At 29.5% G+C, this 15,863-nt stretch carries 14 protein-coding genes; 9 read left to right on the top strand and 5 right to left on the bottom strand.

Annotated elements, in window-relative coordinates:
• Window positions 1–192: 192 nt before the first annotated feature.
• Window positions 193–1,236, bottom strand: a complete 1,044-nt coding sequence (cax, locus tag CDLVIII_RS17140) for a calcium/proton exchanger (protein WP_009170718.1) — start codon at window positions 1,234–1,236, stop codon at window positions 193–195.
• Window positions 1,237–1,638: 402 nt separating this feature from the next.
• Here cax and CDLVIII_RS17135 point away from each other — a divergent pair, with 402 nt between their 5' ends.
• Both CDLVIII_RS17135 and CDLVIII_RS17130 read left to right on the top strand, forming a co-directional pair.
• The gene (locus CDLVIII_RS17135; RefSeq protein WP_009170717.1) at window positions 1,639–2,016 is read left to right on the top strand and encodes a VOC family protein; all 378 of its coding nucleotides are present in this window, start codon (window positions 1,639–1,641) and stop codon (window positions 2,014–2,016) included.
• Window positions 2,017–2,156: 140 nt separating this feature from the next.
• Window positions 2,157–4,193: a penicillin-binding transpeptidase domain-containing protein gene (locus tag CDLVIII_RS17130; RefSeq protein ID WP_009170716.1), complete on the top strand. Its 2,037-nt coding sequence runs from the start codon at window positions 2,157–2,159 to the stop codon at window positions 4,191–4,193.
• 175 nt (window positions 4,194–4,368) lie between these two features.
• Here the strand turns inward: CDLVIII_RS17130 and CDLVIII_RS17125 are convergent, their stop codons facing one another.
• Window positions 4,369–5,721, bottom strand: a complete 1,353-nt coding sequence (locus CDLVIII_RS17125) for a [Fe-Fe] hydrogenase large subunit C-terminal domain-containing protein (protein WP_009170715.1) — start codon at window positions 5,719–5,721, stop codon at window positions 4,369–4,371.
• A gap of 227 nt (window positions 5,722–5,948) precedes the next feature.
• On the opposite strand from CDLVIII_RS17125, the gene CDLVIII_RS17120 reads away from it, so the two are divergent.
• Entirely contained in the window at window positions 5,949–6,332 is a 384-nt protein-coding gene (locus tag CDLVIII_RS17120) for a hypothetical protein (protein ID WP_009170714.1), read from the top strand.
• Window positions 6,333–6,397: 65 nt separating this feature from the next.
• Here the strand turns inward: CDLVIII_RS17120 and fba are convergent, their stop codons facing one another.
• Window positions 6,398–7,264, bottom strand: a complete 867-nt coding sequence (gene fba / locus CDLVIII_RS17115) for a class II fructose-1,6-bisphosphate aldolase (RefSeq protein ID WP_009170713.1) — start codon at window positions 7,262–7,264, stop codon at window positions 6,398–6,400.
• Window positions 7,265–7,648: 384 nt separating this feature from the next.
• Here fba and CDLVIII_RS17110 point away from each other — a divergent pair, with 384 nt between their 5' ends.
• A complete protein-coding gene (locus CDLVIII_RS17110) occupies window positions 7,649–8,107 on the top strand; it encodes a YhcH/YjgK/YiaL family protein (protein WP_009170712.1) in 459 nt (152 codons plus the stop codon).
• Between the two features lie 75 nt (window positions 8,108–8,182).
• Here CDLVIII_RS17110 and CDLVIII_RS17105 read toward each other — a convergent pair whose 3' ends face one another.
• On the bottom strand, window positions 8,183–9,154 hold the full coding sequence (locus CDLVIII_RS17105; protein WP_009170711.1) for a pectinesterase family protein: 972 nt from the start codon (window positions 9,152–9,154) through the stop codon (window positions 8,183–8,185).
• 250 nt (window positions 9,155–9,404) lie between these two features.
• Window positions 9,405–9,614: a cold shock domain-containing protein gene (locus tag CDLVIII_RS17100; protein ID WP_009170710.1), complete on the bottom strand. Its 210-nt coding sequence runs from the start codon at window positions 9,612–9,614 to the stop codon at window positions 9,405–9,407.
• A 288-nt stretch (window positions 9,615–9,902) separates the two neighbouring features.
• Here CDLVIII_RS17100 and CDLVIII_RS17095 point away from each other — a divergent pair, with 288 nt between their 5' ends.
• From CDLVIII_RS17095 to CDLVIII_RS30035, 5 genes are all read left to right on the top strand, one after another.
• Window positions 9,903–12,395, top strand: coding sequence for a CoA-disulfide reductase (locus CDLVIII_RS17095; RefSeq protein ID WP_009170709.1), 2,493 nt, complete (start codon window positions 9,903–9,905; stop codon window positions 12,393–12,395).
• A gap of 212 nt (window positions 12,396–12,607) precedes the next feature.
• On the top strand, window positions 12,608–13,438 hold the full coding sequence (locus CDLVIII_RS17090; RefSeq protein ID WP_009170708.1) for a polysaccharide deacetylase family protein: 831 nt from the start codon (window positions 12,608–12,610) through the stop codon (window positions 13,436–13,438).
• A gap of 213 nt (window positions 13,439–13,651) precedes the next feature.
• The gene (locus tag CDLVIII_RS17085) at window positions 13,652–14,566 is read left to right on the top strand and encodes an LD-carboxypeptidase (RefSeq protein WP_009170707.1); all 915 of its coding nucleotides are present in this window, start codon (window positions 13,652–13,654) and stop codon (window positions 14,564–14,566) included.
• A 26-nt stretch (window positions 14,567–14,592) separates the two neighbouring features.
• Window positions 14,593–15,411: an NlpC/P60 family protein gene (locus tag CDLVIII_RS17080; protein ID WP_009170706.1), complete on the top strand. Its 819-nt coding sequence runs from the start codon at window positions 14,593–14,595 to the stop codon at window positions 15,409–15,411.
• 230 nt (window positions 15,412–15,641) lie between these two features.
• The gene (locus tag CDLVIII_RS30035) at window positions 15,642–15,782 is read left to right on the top strand and encodes an aspartyl-phosphate phosphatase Spo0E family protein (protein WP_009170705.1); all 141 of its coding nucleotides are present in this window, start codon (window positions 15,642–15,644) and stop codon (window positions 15,780–15,782) included.
• The last annotated feature ends 81 nt before the right edge of the window (window positions 15,783–15,863 follow it).

The raw sequence follows: 15,863 nt of genomic DNA, 5'->3' as shown, positions 1-15,863 counted from the left end.
TCGTATATATACAATATTTTTTCCACATGAAAATATAAAAAAATGTCCAAGTGATATAAATGTCATTACTAGCTTATTGGAAACTTTAGTAGATTATTAAAAATAAAATGTTTAAAGTTAAAAAGCACTTAAATGTTTAAATAAAGGAACATTTAAGTGCTTTTCGACTTTATAGTGATAACTTTTATATAATTATAGGATAAAAAATGATGCAGCAACAATTAAATATACCGCTAGCAATTGTACACCTTCCAGCCAATTTGATTCTCCATCATTAGATACTCTGTTTACTATTAATACAGCAACTATAAGAGCAATTAATTCAAATTCATTAAAAATAATGCTCATAGGAGTAAATAATAAACTGATGAAAATTAATACTGGAGCAACAAATAATATTATTTGAAGACTTGAACCTATAGCAATTTCTAAAGCTACATCCATTTTATTTTTAAGAGCCATAACTACACCAGTACTATGCTCAGCAGCATTTCCGATTATAGGAATTATTATAATACCTACGAAAAATTCGCTAAGACCTAAACTCTTTGTTATATCTTCAATACCACTTACTAAAAATTCACTTTCAATTGCAATTAATACAGTGGATATAATTAGTATTAATATAGCTTTTTTTAGTGACCAATTAGCACTTGTTTCCTCCTCAGAATTAACAATATAAATATCTTTATGAGTAAAAAAGGAAAAAATCAAGCTTAATATGTATATTGTAATCATTATGATTGCTACCACTATACTTAATCCTTCATATCTTGTATTCAAAAGAGATGGATCAACGGTATGAGTAAATAATGCAGGAATGCATAAACCAACTACTGCAAATAGAAGCATACTTGCAGAAACTTCTACTACCTTTTTATTAAATTTTTGAGTTTTATGTTTTAAGCCTCCAGCAAGCATGCTAGCACCGAGTACTAATAATACATTTCCTATTACTGCACCCGCAACGGATGATTTAACAACTTCAAAAAGACCTTGTTTAAGTGCAAAGAATGATATGATAAGTTCTGTTGCATTACCAAAAGTACCATTTAGAAATCCGCCAATTTTAGGACCTGAATAAAATGAAATTTCCTCTGTTCCTTCACCCATAAGACCAGCTAGCGGAATTATAGAAAAAGCTGCAAGTACAAACATGATCGAAGGTGAAGCATGCATAAATTCTGCTATAAAGCTTATTGGAATGAATATAAGCATATATTTTAATATTTTCATCTAATTATTAACCCCCTTAATTATTCTTAATATCGATAAAAATTATGAATGTGATAGCTAGAGTCACTGTATACTATTATAAAGTATAAGTTGATATTATGCTATATTTTACTAGTTAAGTTGAACGTAAAAAACCAAGCAAGGTAAATTTTAATATTTTATATAAATTAAAGTATTTTTTGATTTTAATTTATATGTTATATTATGATTATGACGATTTATATAGAGTTCATAATAAAAATTATGCTTAGATCTTAGAAATTCTAGGCAGTTATGTTTTAAGCATAAGATAGTTTCTGTTGCATTTGCATGTATATTTATAACTATAGTATATAAATAATCTATATAAATTATTAGAAATATTATAATTTAAATTGTACACTAATAAAAGGAGGTACTGATATGTCAGTAAAAATGTTGCATACCTGTATAAGAGTTAAAAATTTAGAGGAATCATTAAAATTTTATAAAGAAGGTTTAGGGCTAATAGAAACAAGAAGAAAGGATTTCCCAGAGCATAAATTTACTCTTGTTTATTTATCAAATGAAGCTAATGGTTATGAAATTGAACTTACATATAATTATGGTGCAGAAAAATATGAATTAGGAAATGGATTCAGCCATGTTGCTATTGGAGTTGAAAAGTTAGAAGAATTAAGAGATAAGCATATTGAGCTAGGATACGAAGTTACACCTTTAAAGGGTCTACCAGGAGAAAAACCAGGTTATTATTTTGTTACAGATCCAGATGGATACAAGGTTGAAGTTATTAGATGTTAATAACTATCTACATTAAAGAGGCTGCTAAAAGAGAGTGCAGCCTCTTTAATCATTTGTAGCGTGCAATATCAAAATGTATTTTTATATAAAGTCATATGTTATAATTTACTTAATTGATAAAATCATGAAGGGATGATTATATGGAAAAAAAGAAAAATATTTATGTTATTATCGGTACGGCGGTTGTAGTCATTCCATTTATTATTTGTGTAATCGCTTTTTTTGTATATAATAATATGCACAAACCTACGGACAAATTAACAGAGTATATAAATTATCTAAACCAAAAAGACTATAAGAAAATGTATGAATTAACTGACGCTGAGACAAAACAAAAAATCTCAGAAGATGATTTTGTTTCAAGAAATAAAAATATCTATGAAGGTATACAAGCCAGTAATATTAAAGTAGAGGTTAAAGATGTTCAAAAAAGTAACACTGAGGCAACCATAAATTACATAATGAATATGGATACTTTATGTGGAAATCTAGAGTTTTCAAACAGTATAACCATGAGTAAAGATATAGGTAAAGATTATATGATAAAGTGGGGTTCTCAAGTGATATTTCCAGATTTAGCTGATAATGATAAAGTCAGAGTGGAAACAATAAAATCAAAAAGAGGAGATATTTTAGATAGAAATAACGTGAAGCTTGCAACTGATTCAGTCTCTTCTAATGTAGGCATTGTTCCAGGTAATCTAGGCGATGATAAAGACAAGTCTGTTAATGATATTGCAAAACTATTAGAAACAACTCCAGATTATATAAACAAGCAATTAAATGCTTCATATGTAAAGCCTGATATGTTTATTCCAATAAAATCCATACCTTATGGTGATGATCGAATTCCAAGTTTACTTAAAATTCCTGGAGTAAAGATTAATGATAAGGATTCAAGAGTATATCCTCTAGGTGAACAAGCAGCGCATCTAACAGGTTATGTACAAACTATAAATTCAGATGAATTAGAGACGCACAAAGATGAACAATATACTGAAAGTTCATTAATTGGAAAAGCAGGAATTGAAAAAGCATTTGAAGACACTCTTAGAGGAATAGATGGTGCAGAAATATATATTCAAAGTAGTACAGGAGATAAAAAGAAAACTATTATAACTAAAGACGTTAAAAATGGGACAGACCTGAAGTTAACCATTGATAGTAATATAGAAACTCTTTTATATAATCAGCTAGGCAGTGATAAAGGGTCTTCGGTAGCTTTGAATCCAAATACAGGTGAAGTTCTGGCTTTAGTTAGTACTCCGTCCTACAACCCTAACGATTTTGCTTTAGGTATGTCTAATGATAAATGGAACAGTTTAAATAATGATCCTAATAAGCCTTTATACAATAGATTTCAAGCAACCTTAGTTCCTGGTTCTTCATTTAAACCAATTACAGCAGCTATTGGGGTTGATACTAAAAAGATAGATCCAAATGCTGACAAAAACATAAAGGGGTTAAGCTGGCAAAAAAGTAACAGTTGGGGAAGTTATTCTGTTACAAGAGTAGAGGCGTATAATGGACCATCTAATCTCCTAAATGCTCTTGTTTATTCTGATAATATTTATTTTGCACAAGCAGCACTTGATATAGGAAAGGATACTTTTAAAAATAAATTGATTAGCTTTGGGTTTGCTGACAAAATTCCGTTTGAATTCCCATTATACAATTCACAATTTACAAATGATAATAAAGATTTTAAATCAGAAGTCCAGTTAGCTGATAGTGGATATGGACAAGGAGAAGTATTAGTTAATCCAGTTCATTTAGCGTCATTATATACAATGTTTGAGAATGATGGGAATATTTTAACTCCTTATTTAACATATCAAAGCAATCCACAAAGTAAGATATGGAAAGCGAATGCAGTTGCCAAAGAATCATCAGATTTGGTACTTCAAGATTTAATACAAGTAGTGGAAAATCCTGCTGGTACTGGACATGGAGCTTATACAAACGGGTTAACCATAGCCGGAAAAACTGGAACAGCAGAAATTAAAGCTTCACAAACAGATGTTAATGGAACTGAATTAGGTTGGTTTATAGGTATGACTACAAATAAGGCGCCTAATAATTTACTAGTTGCAATGATGGTAGAAGACGTTAAAGATAGGGGTGGAAGTCACTATGTAGTTCCAAAGGTAAAAAAAGCACTAGAAACTGTAAAATAGCTAAATAATTTTTAGTTGTAAGTTATAAAAAGCTATTATAACTTACTGAATAGGAGAGTGCTCCCTGTAACTCGATTTATAAATTTATTGATACGAGTAATGGGGAGCACCATTCTATTTAAATACTTTCAACTATGTTTAAATGTAATAATTAATAATGCCAAGTTAAAAATTATCATTCAAATTTCCGTTCAAAAATACTTATTTTATCTTTATCATGAAAGTCATCTAGTGAATGTATATCAAGCTTTTCCAAAACTTGATCAAGTACTTTACTATGAACAGGGACTTTTATTGCTGAATTGTAAGCATATTTATCAGCGGCTTCTTTACCTAAATCTGTAGGAAGTATTGCCTTAGGTCCACCAACACACCCTCCTATACAGCCCATACCTTCAAGGAAATTTGCATCAAGCTCTCCTTTTAAAGCTTTTTCAAGAAGCTCTTTGCAATCTTTAACTCCGGAAGCATTAGCAGCCTTAAAGTGTTCAAATTTTTCAGGACAAAATTCCTTTATAACATCAGAAACTGCAATAGAAACGCCACCACTACGTGCATATAAACGGCCGCCTTTTGAAGCGTATTCTATAGAAGGAATTTCTTGCAGTTTATCAGGTTCAATTTTTAATGCTGAAAATATTTCATTAAGCTCCTCAAATGTTAATACAAAATCTACGGCATCATTTAAATCCTTATCTTTCGCCTCAGCTTTTTTTGCAATACATGGACCTATAAATACAACTTTCGCATCGTTATCTAATTTTTTTATCATGCGGGCAGCTGCAACCATAGGAGAGACAGAAGGAGATAAATTAGGAACAAGTTCTTTGTATACTTTTCTTAACATTCCAATCCATATAGGACAACAGCAGGATGTTATCATAAAGTCATCTGGATTATTTACAAGTCTATCAAATTCAACAGCTTCCTTTATTGATAATGCATCAGCGGCAAAGGCAACCTCAAACATATCAGTAAATCCTATTTTTATTAATGCTGCTCTTAATTTATCCATTGTCACACTATCACCAAACTGACCAGAAATAGCGGGAGCAACAGCTGCAAAAACATGTTTATTATTCTTAATAAGATCCAAAACAGGAAGAAAAAATACTTTATCTAATATTAATCCATTCTGGCATGAATCTATACATACTCCGCAGCTTAAACAACGATCGGAATCGATAAAAGTGCTCTTTTGTTTGTCATCATACATGATTGCATCAAATGGACAGGCTGCTTGGCAACTAAACTTGCCATTTTCATCTTTAGTGCATTCTATGTTGCAGCCTTTAATTTTTTCTATTAATCGTACATTAACAGTATATTCAGTTATAGCTTTCTTCAAGTTATATAAATAATTATTATCAAACTCCATATCAACTCCACATAAAGACGTAATTATCTGAAAAGTTTCTTGTGGAGATTTTTCATGGCATGTCATAATTCTCTCAAGAGTTTCATCGAAATTATCTTCATAATATGATTTAACCAGTTCATCAAATAAATCATTATATTTATTGTTCATTATGGCACCTCCAAAATATAAATATAATACTTATATTAGTATGTATATATTTGCAAATAATAATTCCTATATTATAAAGAAGTTAAATAAAATAATAATTTAATAAGAATAATATAAAGAAAAAAGAAAATTGTACAAATATGTAGAATGGGGTAGATTAAGTAGAAATTTAGTGATATAATTAATGTAAACGTATATCAAAGAAATATAATTTAAGGAGAAATTAAATGTTTATATATATTTTAAATATCTTGAATGACAGCTTAAGAAGGAATGAACACGATAACAACTTTTTGCCTGCAGAAGTTTTAAAAGATGCAAAATACATTGTTGAACTTGGAAGAATTGACAAGGAATTAGATTTTAAGATAATTAGTAATCGTCTTAACAATGTTGTTGAACTTTTATGGAAATATAATCTATCTTTTAGAGAAACTATGAATACTTTGAGCAAGCTTCTAAATAATAAGAAAAACATGTGGATATTAGAATATTTCAATACCTCCAGCGTGTACAGTTCTAATATAATATTTAGTTCAGCAATAAATGAAATACTGCAGAAAGCTAGAGATAGCGGAGAGAATAGAAAAATGAATTATCTCGCATTATAAGATTAATAGTTACATATATTAAAAAGGAACAGTATACACTGCTCCTTTTTAATATAATAATGAAATTATGCTCTGTTTACAGAACCGAATAATTGCATTTTTTCTTTAACTGTAGCCTTAATAGCTTCAAAACCTGGTGCCAATAATTTTCTTGGGTCAAAGCCTTTTCCTTCTAAATCTTTTCCAGCTTCTATGTATTTTCTAGTAGCTTCTTGGAAAGATAATTGACATTCAGTGTTAACGTTGATTTTAGCAACACCAAGAGAAATTGCTTTTTTAATCATATCTTCTGGAATTCCAGTACCACCATGTAATACTAATGGCATATCAGTTCCAACAGCTTTTTCAATTTTAGCTAATGCATCAAAATCTAATCCAGTCCAGTTAGCTGGATATTTTCCGTGGATATTTCCGATTCCAGCAGCAAGCATTGTAACTCCTAAATCAGCAATTTGCTTACATTCATTTGGATCAGCAACTTCACCTTTACCGATAACTCCATCTTCTTCTCCACCAATTGAACCAACTTCTGCCTCTAAAGAAAGTCCTTTTTCATTAGCTATAGCAACTAATTCTTTAGTCTTTTCTATGTTTTCAGCTATTGGATAGTGAGATCCATCAAACATGATTGATGAGAATCCAGCTTCGATACATTTTTTAGCTCCTTCATAACTACCGTGATCTAAGTGTAGTGCAACTGGTACAGTGATATTTAATTCTTCGATCATTGCTTTAACCATAGCAGCAACAGTCTTATATCCAGTCATATATTTTCCTGCACCTTCAGATACACCTAAAATAACTGGTGAATTGTTTTCTTGTGCAGTTAATAATACAGCTTTTGTCCATTCTAAGTTGTTTATGTTGAATTGACCAACTGCATACTTTCCTTGTTTTGCTTTGTTTAACATTTCTTTAGCTGATGTTAACATTATTACGACCTCCGTATACTTGTAAATTTGTTGTGATACTAAATAGGCTAAGAAATAAATTTAGTTAATAAAATAACAAACTTTCTTATCCATGTTTATTATACTCTAAAAATTACTATATGAAAACAAAAAAATGAAAATTCTGTTTATAGAGTATTAAAGTAGAATAATGTCTTATTATATATACAAATGCAATTAATTAGGTTTAGTCCATATAAATTCTATAATTCTAACTACATATATATTTTTATCTTAAGTAATATAATTATGCAAATAAACAGTGTTATCTTTAATTAAATATTAGTTAATTATTGAATTATTTCTTTAAGAGGTATATTATTCACATATAGACTAAAACAATAAAATATCAGGAGGACTTTATTTATGATATGTGAAAATATTAAAAACACTAAAGATTACTCAACTATCAATAAGAATTTTGTAAAAGCTTTTGAATTTTTAAAGAGCAATAATTTAAATGACTTAAAAGTTGGTGAATACGAAATCTCAGGAAAGGATGTATTTGCATTGGTACAAGAATATACTACTGCAGATGAAAAAGAAAAAAATTGGGAAGCTCATGAAAAGTATATTGATATCCAATTAATTGTTGAAGGTCAAGAAATTATGGGATATGCTCCAATAACTAATTTAGAAGTTAGCGAAGATTTTAGACCAGAAAAAGATTTGATTTTTTATAAAGAAACAGATAAAGGCTCGAATATAAAATTTTCTGCTGGAGATTATGCAATCTTTTTCCCAGAAGATGGACATAAACCAGGTTGTGCTCTAGGTAAACCTTCTAGTATAAAGAAAATAGTAGTAAAGGTTGCCTGCAAATAATTAATTTAGGCTTGTATAACATTTTGTGCACGTGTGCAAATATTGCACAAGCCTAATTATAAAAATAGTAGATAATTATAATTCTGGATTCCATTTATCATTTCCACTAAGTATGTTAAAAATAGTATATTTTTTAATTTCAGTTTCATTTAAGATATAAGACCAAGGCATTCTTGTTTCATTAGATGCACCAGGTCCATAACTGTTATATTCTGCATAAACTGCTTCCTTCTCAGCAAGTGTCTTGTTCCAATTATTCCATCCTTCTTTTTTTATGTGATTTTCCATATAGCAATTTATAAATACAGTTTTAGCAAAATCTCTCCAAGGCCTTCCTAGATAAACAGTATTAGAAGCTGCATTGCTTGTTAATTTGCAATCAATAAACACATAACCAAATTCTTTGCCTTCTACTGTTGAGGCTGCAGTTATATATCCATTAACATCTCTATCCCTGTTTTTTGAGAATATTTCACATTTATTAAAGACAGCAATGGCAGAACCAAATATAAAATCTATATCACCTTCAATGTAGCAATTTTCATAATATTGCCTTCCTACAATTCGTTCTTTTTCATCCATAGGTCCACCAAAGTTATTGCCTTCTATTGGTTTAGGGGGAAGTGGACCAGTAAATAAAGTATCTTGATTTCCTAAGAATCTACAGTTTTTAAATTTTGCTTTATCACCTTCAACATATGCAGCTACGGCTTGCCCAACAATTTCACCAATTCCAGCAGCATTTTCAAAAGTTATATTTTTTGCAGTAAAATTTTTAGTGCCTATGAAGATAGTATAAGAATTAAATGTCCTATATGCTTCGCCATTTGGAAATAGTTTTTTTGCATAATCATCATAAGTTATAATAGTTTGATTTTTATCCTCTCCGATGAGGGTTATAAAAGGTTTTAAAATACATAATTTCTCTTTGTAGACACCTTTTTTTATATATATTTCAATTTCTTCAGCACTATCTTTTGTAACAGAATCAACTGCAGCTTGAATGTTATTAAATTGTCCTGTACCATCTTTAGCAACTATTATCATATTAAGCCTTCTTTCATTAAATATTATAAAATCTGAGACATAGCATTTAACTTGAAAGTATTTTTAATTACTTTATTATAGTAATATTATACTACTAAAGAATTATATTACTTATGTTAAAAAGTCTTTGCAGAAAAATTATTAATACTTAATATTACTTACTTAATGTGAATAGAAATGAAGATATGATATTTAAAGCCTTCATTTCTATTTATAAAGTCTAGAGAATATTTAAAAATCTATACTTATATTATAATTTTTGAACATTTGTAGCCATAGGGCCTTTTTTACCATCTTCAATATCAAAGGTTACACTTTCATTTTCATGTAACTCTTTATCTGGACCTTTTTCTTTAACTTGTGAATGATGTACAAAAACATCATTTCCTTCGCTGCATGATATAAAACCAAATCCCCTTTCAGCATCAAACCATTTGACTACACCAGTAGTTTTAGGCATAAATCATTCCTCCTTATATAGTAATTATTTAATAGTATTTGTTAATGTAAGAATTTTAAACCTAAATACAGAGATTTTTATAGGATTACATTCTAATTCAAATATTTATTGAAAGTGTACGCTTATAATTCTTTCCGTAATTAAACTTAGTGATAAAGTCACAGACAATTATGCTGATAATTTTATAAACTCTAATTAAGTTAAATAAATAACAATCAGTAGTATGAAAATAATCGAAATATTATCATGATGTTTTATAAATATGCATTATAAAAAAGGAGAGATTTTATGACTAAGAAAATAATTATCGTTGGTGGAGTTGCTGGTGGTGCGTCTACTGCTGCAAGGCTTAGAAGATTAGATGAAAAAGCTGAAATAATTGTGCTTGAAAAAGGTGAATATATATCCTTTGCTAATTGCGGTCTTCCTTATTATATCGGTGAGACAATAGACGATAGAAGTAAGCTTATAGTACAGACAGTTGAAGAAATGAGTGAAAAATTTAATCTGGATATAAGAAATTTTAATGAAGCATTAAATATAGATAAAGAAAATAAAGTAGTTAAAATTAAGAATCACAAAACAAATGAAGAATATGAAGAATCTTATGATATTTTAGTTTTATCGCCGGGAGCAGCACCAATAAAACCTCAAATATCAGGAATAAGAGAATGTGATAATTTATTTACTCTTAGAAATATACCTGACACCGATAAAATTAAAGCATATGTTGATAAGAAAAAACCGAAGCATGCAACTGTAGTAGGAGGAGGATTTATCGGTCTTGAAATGGCAGAAAATCTTCATGCTCGAGGAATTAATATAACATTAGTTGAGGCAGGAATCCAAGTAATGGCTCCACTAGATTTTGAAATGGCAAGTATCATTCATGAACATTTAATAGATAAAGGTGTTGAACTACTATTAAATGATGGAGTAAAGAGTTTTAAAGATAACGGTAGAAAGATAGTATTAAATAGTGGAAAAGAAGTATCAACTGATATTGTAATATTATCAATCGGAGTGAAACCTGAAACAACAATTGCAGGAGATGCAAATTTGAAATTAAATGAAAGAGGAGCTATTGTAGTTGATAAATTTATGAAAACTTCTGATCCTAATATTTATGCTTTAGGTGATGCGGTAGAGATTATGGATTTTGTAAATGAAAAGCCTACAATGATTCCTCTAGCCTGGCCAGCTAATAGACAAGGTCGAATAGTAGCAGATAACATCTGTGGCAAAAAAGCTGAATATAGAGGAACTCTTGGTTCATCAGTTGCAAAGATATTTGATTATACAGCAGCAACAACTGGAAATAACGAAAAGACTTTGAAAAGATTAGGCATTGAATATGAAGCTATACACATTCATCCAGGTTCTCATGCTGGCTATTATCCAGGTTCTTTCCCTATAGCCTTTAAAATGCTATTTGATTCAAAATCAGGACGAATATTTGGTGCACAAGGAGTTGGCCTTGATGGTGTTGAAAAAAGAATTGATGTAATAGCAGCAGCAATTAAAGGAAAACTTACTGTATTTGATTTACAAGATATAGAACCATGTTATGCGCCACCATATAATTCGGCTAAAGATCCAGTTAATATGCTTGGATACTATGCTTCAAATATTATAGAGGGATTTACAAAAACAATTCAATGGCATGAAATTGATAAATTAGACGCCGAAAAATCCTTAATTCTTGATATAAGAGAAGAATTTGAGTTAGTTACAGGTGGATTTGATAATTCTATTCATATTCCACTTGGAGAATTGAGAAAGAGAATAAATGAAATTCCAAGGAATAAAAGTTTATATGTTACCTGTCAAGTTGGACTTAGAGGATATGTTGCCTGCAGAATTTTAGAACAAAATGGATTTGACTGTACAAATATAGACGGTGGAGTAAAAACTTATTTATATGTAAAAAGAGCAGAGGAAAGTATAGAAAATCAGCATAAAAATAATAGAAAAATAGATGATGAGGTAGCTGTAATGAAATTAGAAAATTCAGATGTAACAGAAATAAATGCTAATATAAGTTTAAATGCATGTGGACTTCAATGCCCAGGTCCAATAAAAAGAGTATTTGAAGAAATTAAGAAAATGGAAGATGGAAATATTTTAGAAGTTAAAGCAAGCGATCCTGGATTTACGAAGGATATAAAATCATGGTGTGATTCAACTGGAAATACTCTATTAAAATCAGAATTTAATAGCAGCGAGAAAGCCTTTATGGCTTATATTCAAAAAGGAAAAGCATCAGCATTGAATTTACAAACTGAGGCTCTTAAAGTAGAATCTATAGAAAAAAATGGAGCAACACTAGTTGTGTTTAGTGGAGATTTAGATAAAGCAATAGCCTCATTCATAATAGCTACAGGGGCTGCATCTATGGGAAAAGAAGTTACAATGTTCTTTACCTTCTGGGGGCTTAATATATTGAAAAATCCCAATAAGCCTAATGTAAAGAAGGATACTATGGAAAAAATGTTTGATATAATGCTTCCAGCTCATCCGGGAAAATTACCATTATCTCAAATGAATATGATGGGAATGGGTCCTGCAATGATAAAGCAAATCATGAAAAAACATAATGTTGATAGCCTTGAAACATTAATAAAGAATGCAATTGATATGGGTGTTAATGTTGTAGCATGCTCTATGAGCATGGAATTAATGGGAATAAAGAAAGAAGAATTTATTGACGGAGTTGAAATAGGAGGAGTTGCTTCATATCTAGGTGCTGCTAATGATTCAGGATTAAATTTATTTATCTAATATATAAATTTTAAATGAAACTAACTATAAGAAGCTATTGCAATTAAGTAGTAAAACTTTATGCAATAGCTTCTATATTTACAAAAGTATTAATCTTGAAATAGTTACCTATATATAATAAAATATCCATAGAGGTTTATTTAACAAACAGATTTTAAAGACGATATTTAATAAATTTCTTCATGATATTTTTAAGATAGAGGGTAGTATACATGAGAACTATTTATAAGTGTTTTCCAAATGGAAAATTTAAAGTATTAACAATGAGCTATGATGATGGACGAGAGCCTGATAAAAAATTAATTTCTTTATTTAATAGATATGGAATTAAAGGGACTTTTCATTTAAATTCTGGGCTTCTTAAGGATGCGCCTCCAACCCAAAATGATATTTATGGATTAAGAATACCTAAGGAAGAAATTAGCGATTTATATAAAGGACATGAAATCTCATGCCATACAGATACTCATCCAACTATTTCAAGATTACCAATAGCCCATGTAGCAAAGCAAATTCTTGAAGACAGGGAAAAACTTGAATCTATAGTTGGATATACAGTAAGAGGCTTATCTTATCCTAATGGTTCATATAGTAATGAAATTAAAGCAATACTACCTAGTCTTGGAATAGAATATGGACGAGTCGTTGAAACTACTGGTACCTTTGATATTCCAGAAGATTTTCTTGAATGGAAAGGAACTTGTAGACATGGTAATCCTAATTTGCTTAAGTATGCAGATGATTTTTTAGCTTTAAACAAGAAACAATACTTATATATGTTTTATGTATGGGGACACAGTTATGAATTCCCTAGAGATGATAATTGGGATATCATCGAGAAATTCTGTGAGAAATTGGGGAATAGAGAAGATATATGGTATGCAACAAATATCGAGATAGTTGATTATTTAAAGGCAAGTGATAATTTACAATTTTCTATGAGCGGAGAGTTTGTATATAACCCTAATTTTAAATCTGTTTGGATAAGTGTGAATGGAATCGTGTATGAAGTTCCAGGTGGAAAACAAGTTCATTTCAAATAGTTTAGTATTAAAAAATTTATAATTGAAATAAAAAAAGAGTACAATATAAAAGGAATTGAATATATTGATAATGAGGTCACTGCATTTATACAGAAGGTTTAATGTGGTGACTTTTATATTTTTTTTAGCTAAGCTTTTTCTAGAATCTGAGCTCATATTTTTATAGAAGGAGAATAAGTTATATTATTATTTTATAGATAGGGGAATGATTAAATGATACAGCCTAAACCTTTAAAAGTTGGAGATAAAATAGGATTAATCGGTCCCGCTGGTCCAACTCCAAATGATAGAATAAATCCTTCAGTTAAAGCAATGGAAGACTTAGGTCTTAAAGTAGTTTTGGGTGAAAGTTGCAGAGGCTTACATGGTTTTTTATCTGGAAGTGATGATTTAAGAGCTAATGATATAAATAATATGTTTAAAGATAAAAATATTAAAGGAATTTTTGCAATAAGAGGTGGTTATGGTTCCGCAAGATTACTTGATATGCTGGATTATGAGATGATTAAAAGGAATCCTAAAGTGTTTGCAGGATATAGTGATATTACAGTTCTTCATAATGTACTTAATCAAAAATGCAAGCTAATAACTTTCCATACCCCAATGGCTGGAACAGAATTATATAAAGGAATAGATTGTTACACTATGGATTATTTTAAAAGAAACATATTTAGTGATAAACCTTTAGGGAAACTTGAAAATCCTAATGGACAAAAAATCAATACTTTAGTTAATGGATGCGCAACAGGAAAACTAGCTGGTGGTAATCTTTCTTTAATAGTTTCATCTCTAGGAACTCGCTATGAAATTAATACTAAAGGTAAAATATTATTTTTAGAGGATGTGGATGAATTACCATATAAAATAGATAGGATGCTGATTCAATTAAAACAATCAGGAAAATTTAAAGATGCAGCAGGTATTATTTTGGGAGCATGGACTGATTGCAAGGCAAAAGAGGAAGATAAAAGCTTAAGTTTGATGGAGGTTTTTGAAGAACTAATTAAGCCAGAAAACAAGCCTACAATTTATAATTTAGCCTGCGGGCATTGTATGCCTACTATGAGCCTCCCTTTAGGCAAAAAAGCAGCCATAGATTGCAACAGAAAAGAAATAACTATCTTTTAATATATTAGAATTAATGAGGTGATTAAATGAAATATGCTGTGGTAAATAAAACTATTGGGATATTAAAAAGTGAGCCTAAAGAAATTTCAGAAAATGTTGATGAAGTTTTATTTGGAATGAATGTTGAAATACTTAAAGCTGAACCTAGTAATTGGTTTTATATAAGAACTCATTACAAATATGAGGGATATATAAATGGAGAAAATCTGATTATTGATGATATTAACTCAAAACTATGGAATAGAGAAAAAAATACTGTGGTATTAAACTCATTTGCAGATGTACTAAACAAACCTGAGGCTTCTGGATATCAAATAGCAAGATTAACGAAGGGTGGTAACTTGATTTCAACTAATGAAATCAGTGAAAATAAAAGATTCGTAAAAGTTAAATTACCAGATTCAAGAATAGGATGGATTAGAAAAAGTTTTATATCAAAAATAATAAATACCTATGATATAAAAGATGAAGAAAACTTAAGAAAGAATTTAACTAAAGCTGCAATAAGCTATTTAGGAACTCAATACAGGTGGGGTGGGAAAACACCTCTTGGAATTGATTGTTCAGGTCTCTGCTCAATGGCTTACATGCTAAATGGAATACTTATTTATAGAGATGCTAAGATAAAAAAAGGCTTTCCAATCAAAGAAATATCATTTGAAAAACTAAAGCCAGGGGACTTGATATTTTTTCCCGGTCATGTAGCTATGTATTTAGGAAATGGAAATTATGTTCATTCATCAACCAGTAATGATATAGTTAAAATAAATAGTTTTAATGATAAATCAGAAAATTATAATGAATATTTATTCAAAAGTCCTAAGAAGTTTGGAAGCATATTTTAAAATAAAATCTTAAATTTATTTTTATAATTTTCCCTGTTAATATAGGTATATAAATTGTCTACTAAGCTTGTAAGAGACTTATATATAAGTTGGCAGATTTAGCCGCAATGAGTAATTTTTTGAATAATAATAGTATTAAAATAGTTAAATTTTATATTGCAATTATTATAATTTTTCAATATAATGTAAATTGTTGGTAAAAAATGTTTTTGGAGGAAGGGGGCTATATAATGGATGAATTAAGATATAAATTGATAAACCTTATAGACGAAAAAGGATTGTTGAATGAAAAAACAATATCAGTTAGTCAAGAATTGGACAACCTTATTGTGCATTATTATAAAACTAATTATCAGCTAATTGGTAAGTAAAAATATATAAATTTTAATAAGTATCTATAATAAGATACTTTTTTTATTCTTAAGCAATGGATATAGTAGCCTTTCCCTATA

Source organism: Clostridium sp. DL-VIII, assembly GCF_000230835.1.
Taxonomy (GTDB): domain Bacteria; phylum Bacillota; class Clostridia; order Clostridiales; family Clostridiaceae; genus Clostridium.
The sequence above is the reverse complement of the archived record's forward strand: the minus strand, read 5'-3'. Positions and strand labels throughout refer to the sequence as shown.

Excerpts from the sequence above, each read along its gene's own strand:
- fba (WP_009170713.1), bottom strand. The coding sequence starts at position 7,264 with ATGTTAACATCAGCTAAAGAAATGTTAAACAAAGCAAAACAAGGAAAG.
- CDLVIII_RS17135 (WP_009170717.1), top strand. The coding sequence starts at position 1,639 with ATGTCAGTAAAAATGTTGCATACCTGTATAAGAGTTAAAAATTTAGAG.
- CDLVIII_RS17110 (WP_009170712.1), top strand. The coding sequence starts at position 7,649 with ATGATATGTGAAAATATTAAAAACACTAAAGATTACTCAACTATCAAT.
- CDLVIII_RS17090 (WP_009170708.1), top strand. The coding sequence starts at position 12,608 with ATGAGAACTATTTATAAGTGTTTTCCAAATGGAAAATTTAAAGTATTA.
- CDLVIII_RS17120 (WP_009170714.1), top strand. The coding sequence starts at position 5,949 with ATGTTTATATATATTTTAAATATCTTGAATGACAGCTTAAGAAGGAAT.
- CDLVIII_RS17085 (WP_009170707.1), top strand. The coding sequence starts at position 13,652 with ATGATACAGCCTAAACCTTTAAAAGTTGGAGATAAAATAGGATTAATC.
- CDLVIII_RS17125 (WP_009170715.1), bottom strand. The coding sequence starts at position 5,721 with ATGAACAATAAATATAATGATTTATTTGATGAACTGGTTAAATCATAT.
- CDLVIII_RS30035 (WP_009170705.1), top strand. The coding sequence starts at position 15,642 with ATGGATGAATTAAGATATAAATTGATAAACCTTATAGACGAAAAAGGA.
- CDLVIII_RS17100 (WP_009170710.1), bottom strand. The coding sequence starts at position 9,614 with ATGCCTAAAACTACTGGTGTAGTCAAATGGTTTGATGCTGAAAGGGGA.
- CDLVIII_RS17105 (WP_009170711.1), bottom strand. The coding sequence starts at position 9,154 with ATGATAATAGTTGCTAAAGATGGTACAGGACAATTTAATAACATTCAA.
- CDLVIII_RS17080 (WP_009170706.1), top strand. The coding sequence starts at position 14,593 with ATGAAATATGCTGTGGTAAATAAAACTATTGGGATATTAAAAAGTGAG.
- CDLVIII_RS17095 (WP_009170709.1), top strand. The coding sequence starts at position 9,903 with ATGACTAAGAAAATAATTATCGTTGGTGGAGTTGCTGGTGGTGCGTCT.
- CDLVIII_RS17130 (WP_009170716.1), top strand. The coding sequence starts at position 2,157 with ATGGAAAAAAAGAAAAATATTTATGTTATTATCGGTACGGCGGTTGTA.
- cax (WP_009170718.1), bottom strand. The coding sequence starts at position 1,236 with ATGAAAATATTAAAATATATGCTTATATTCATTCCAATAAGCTTTATA.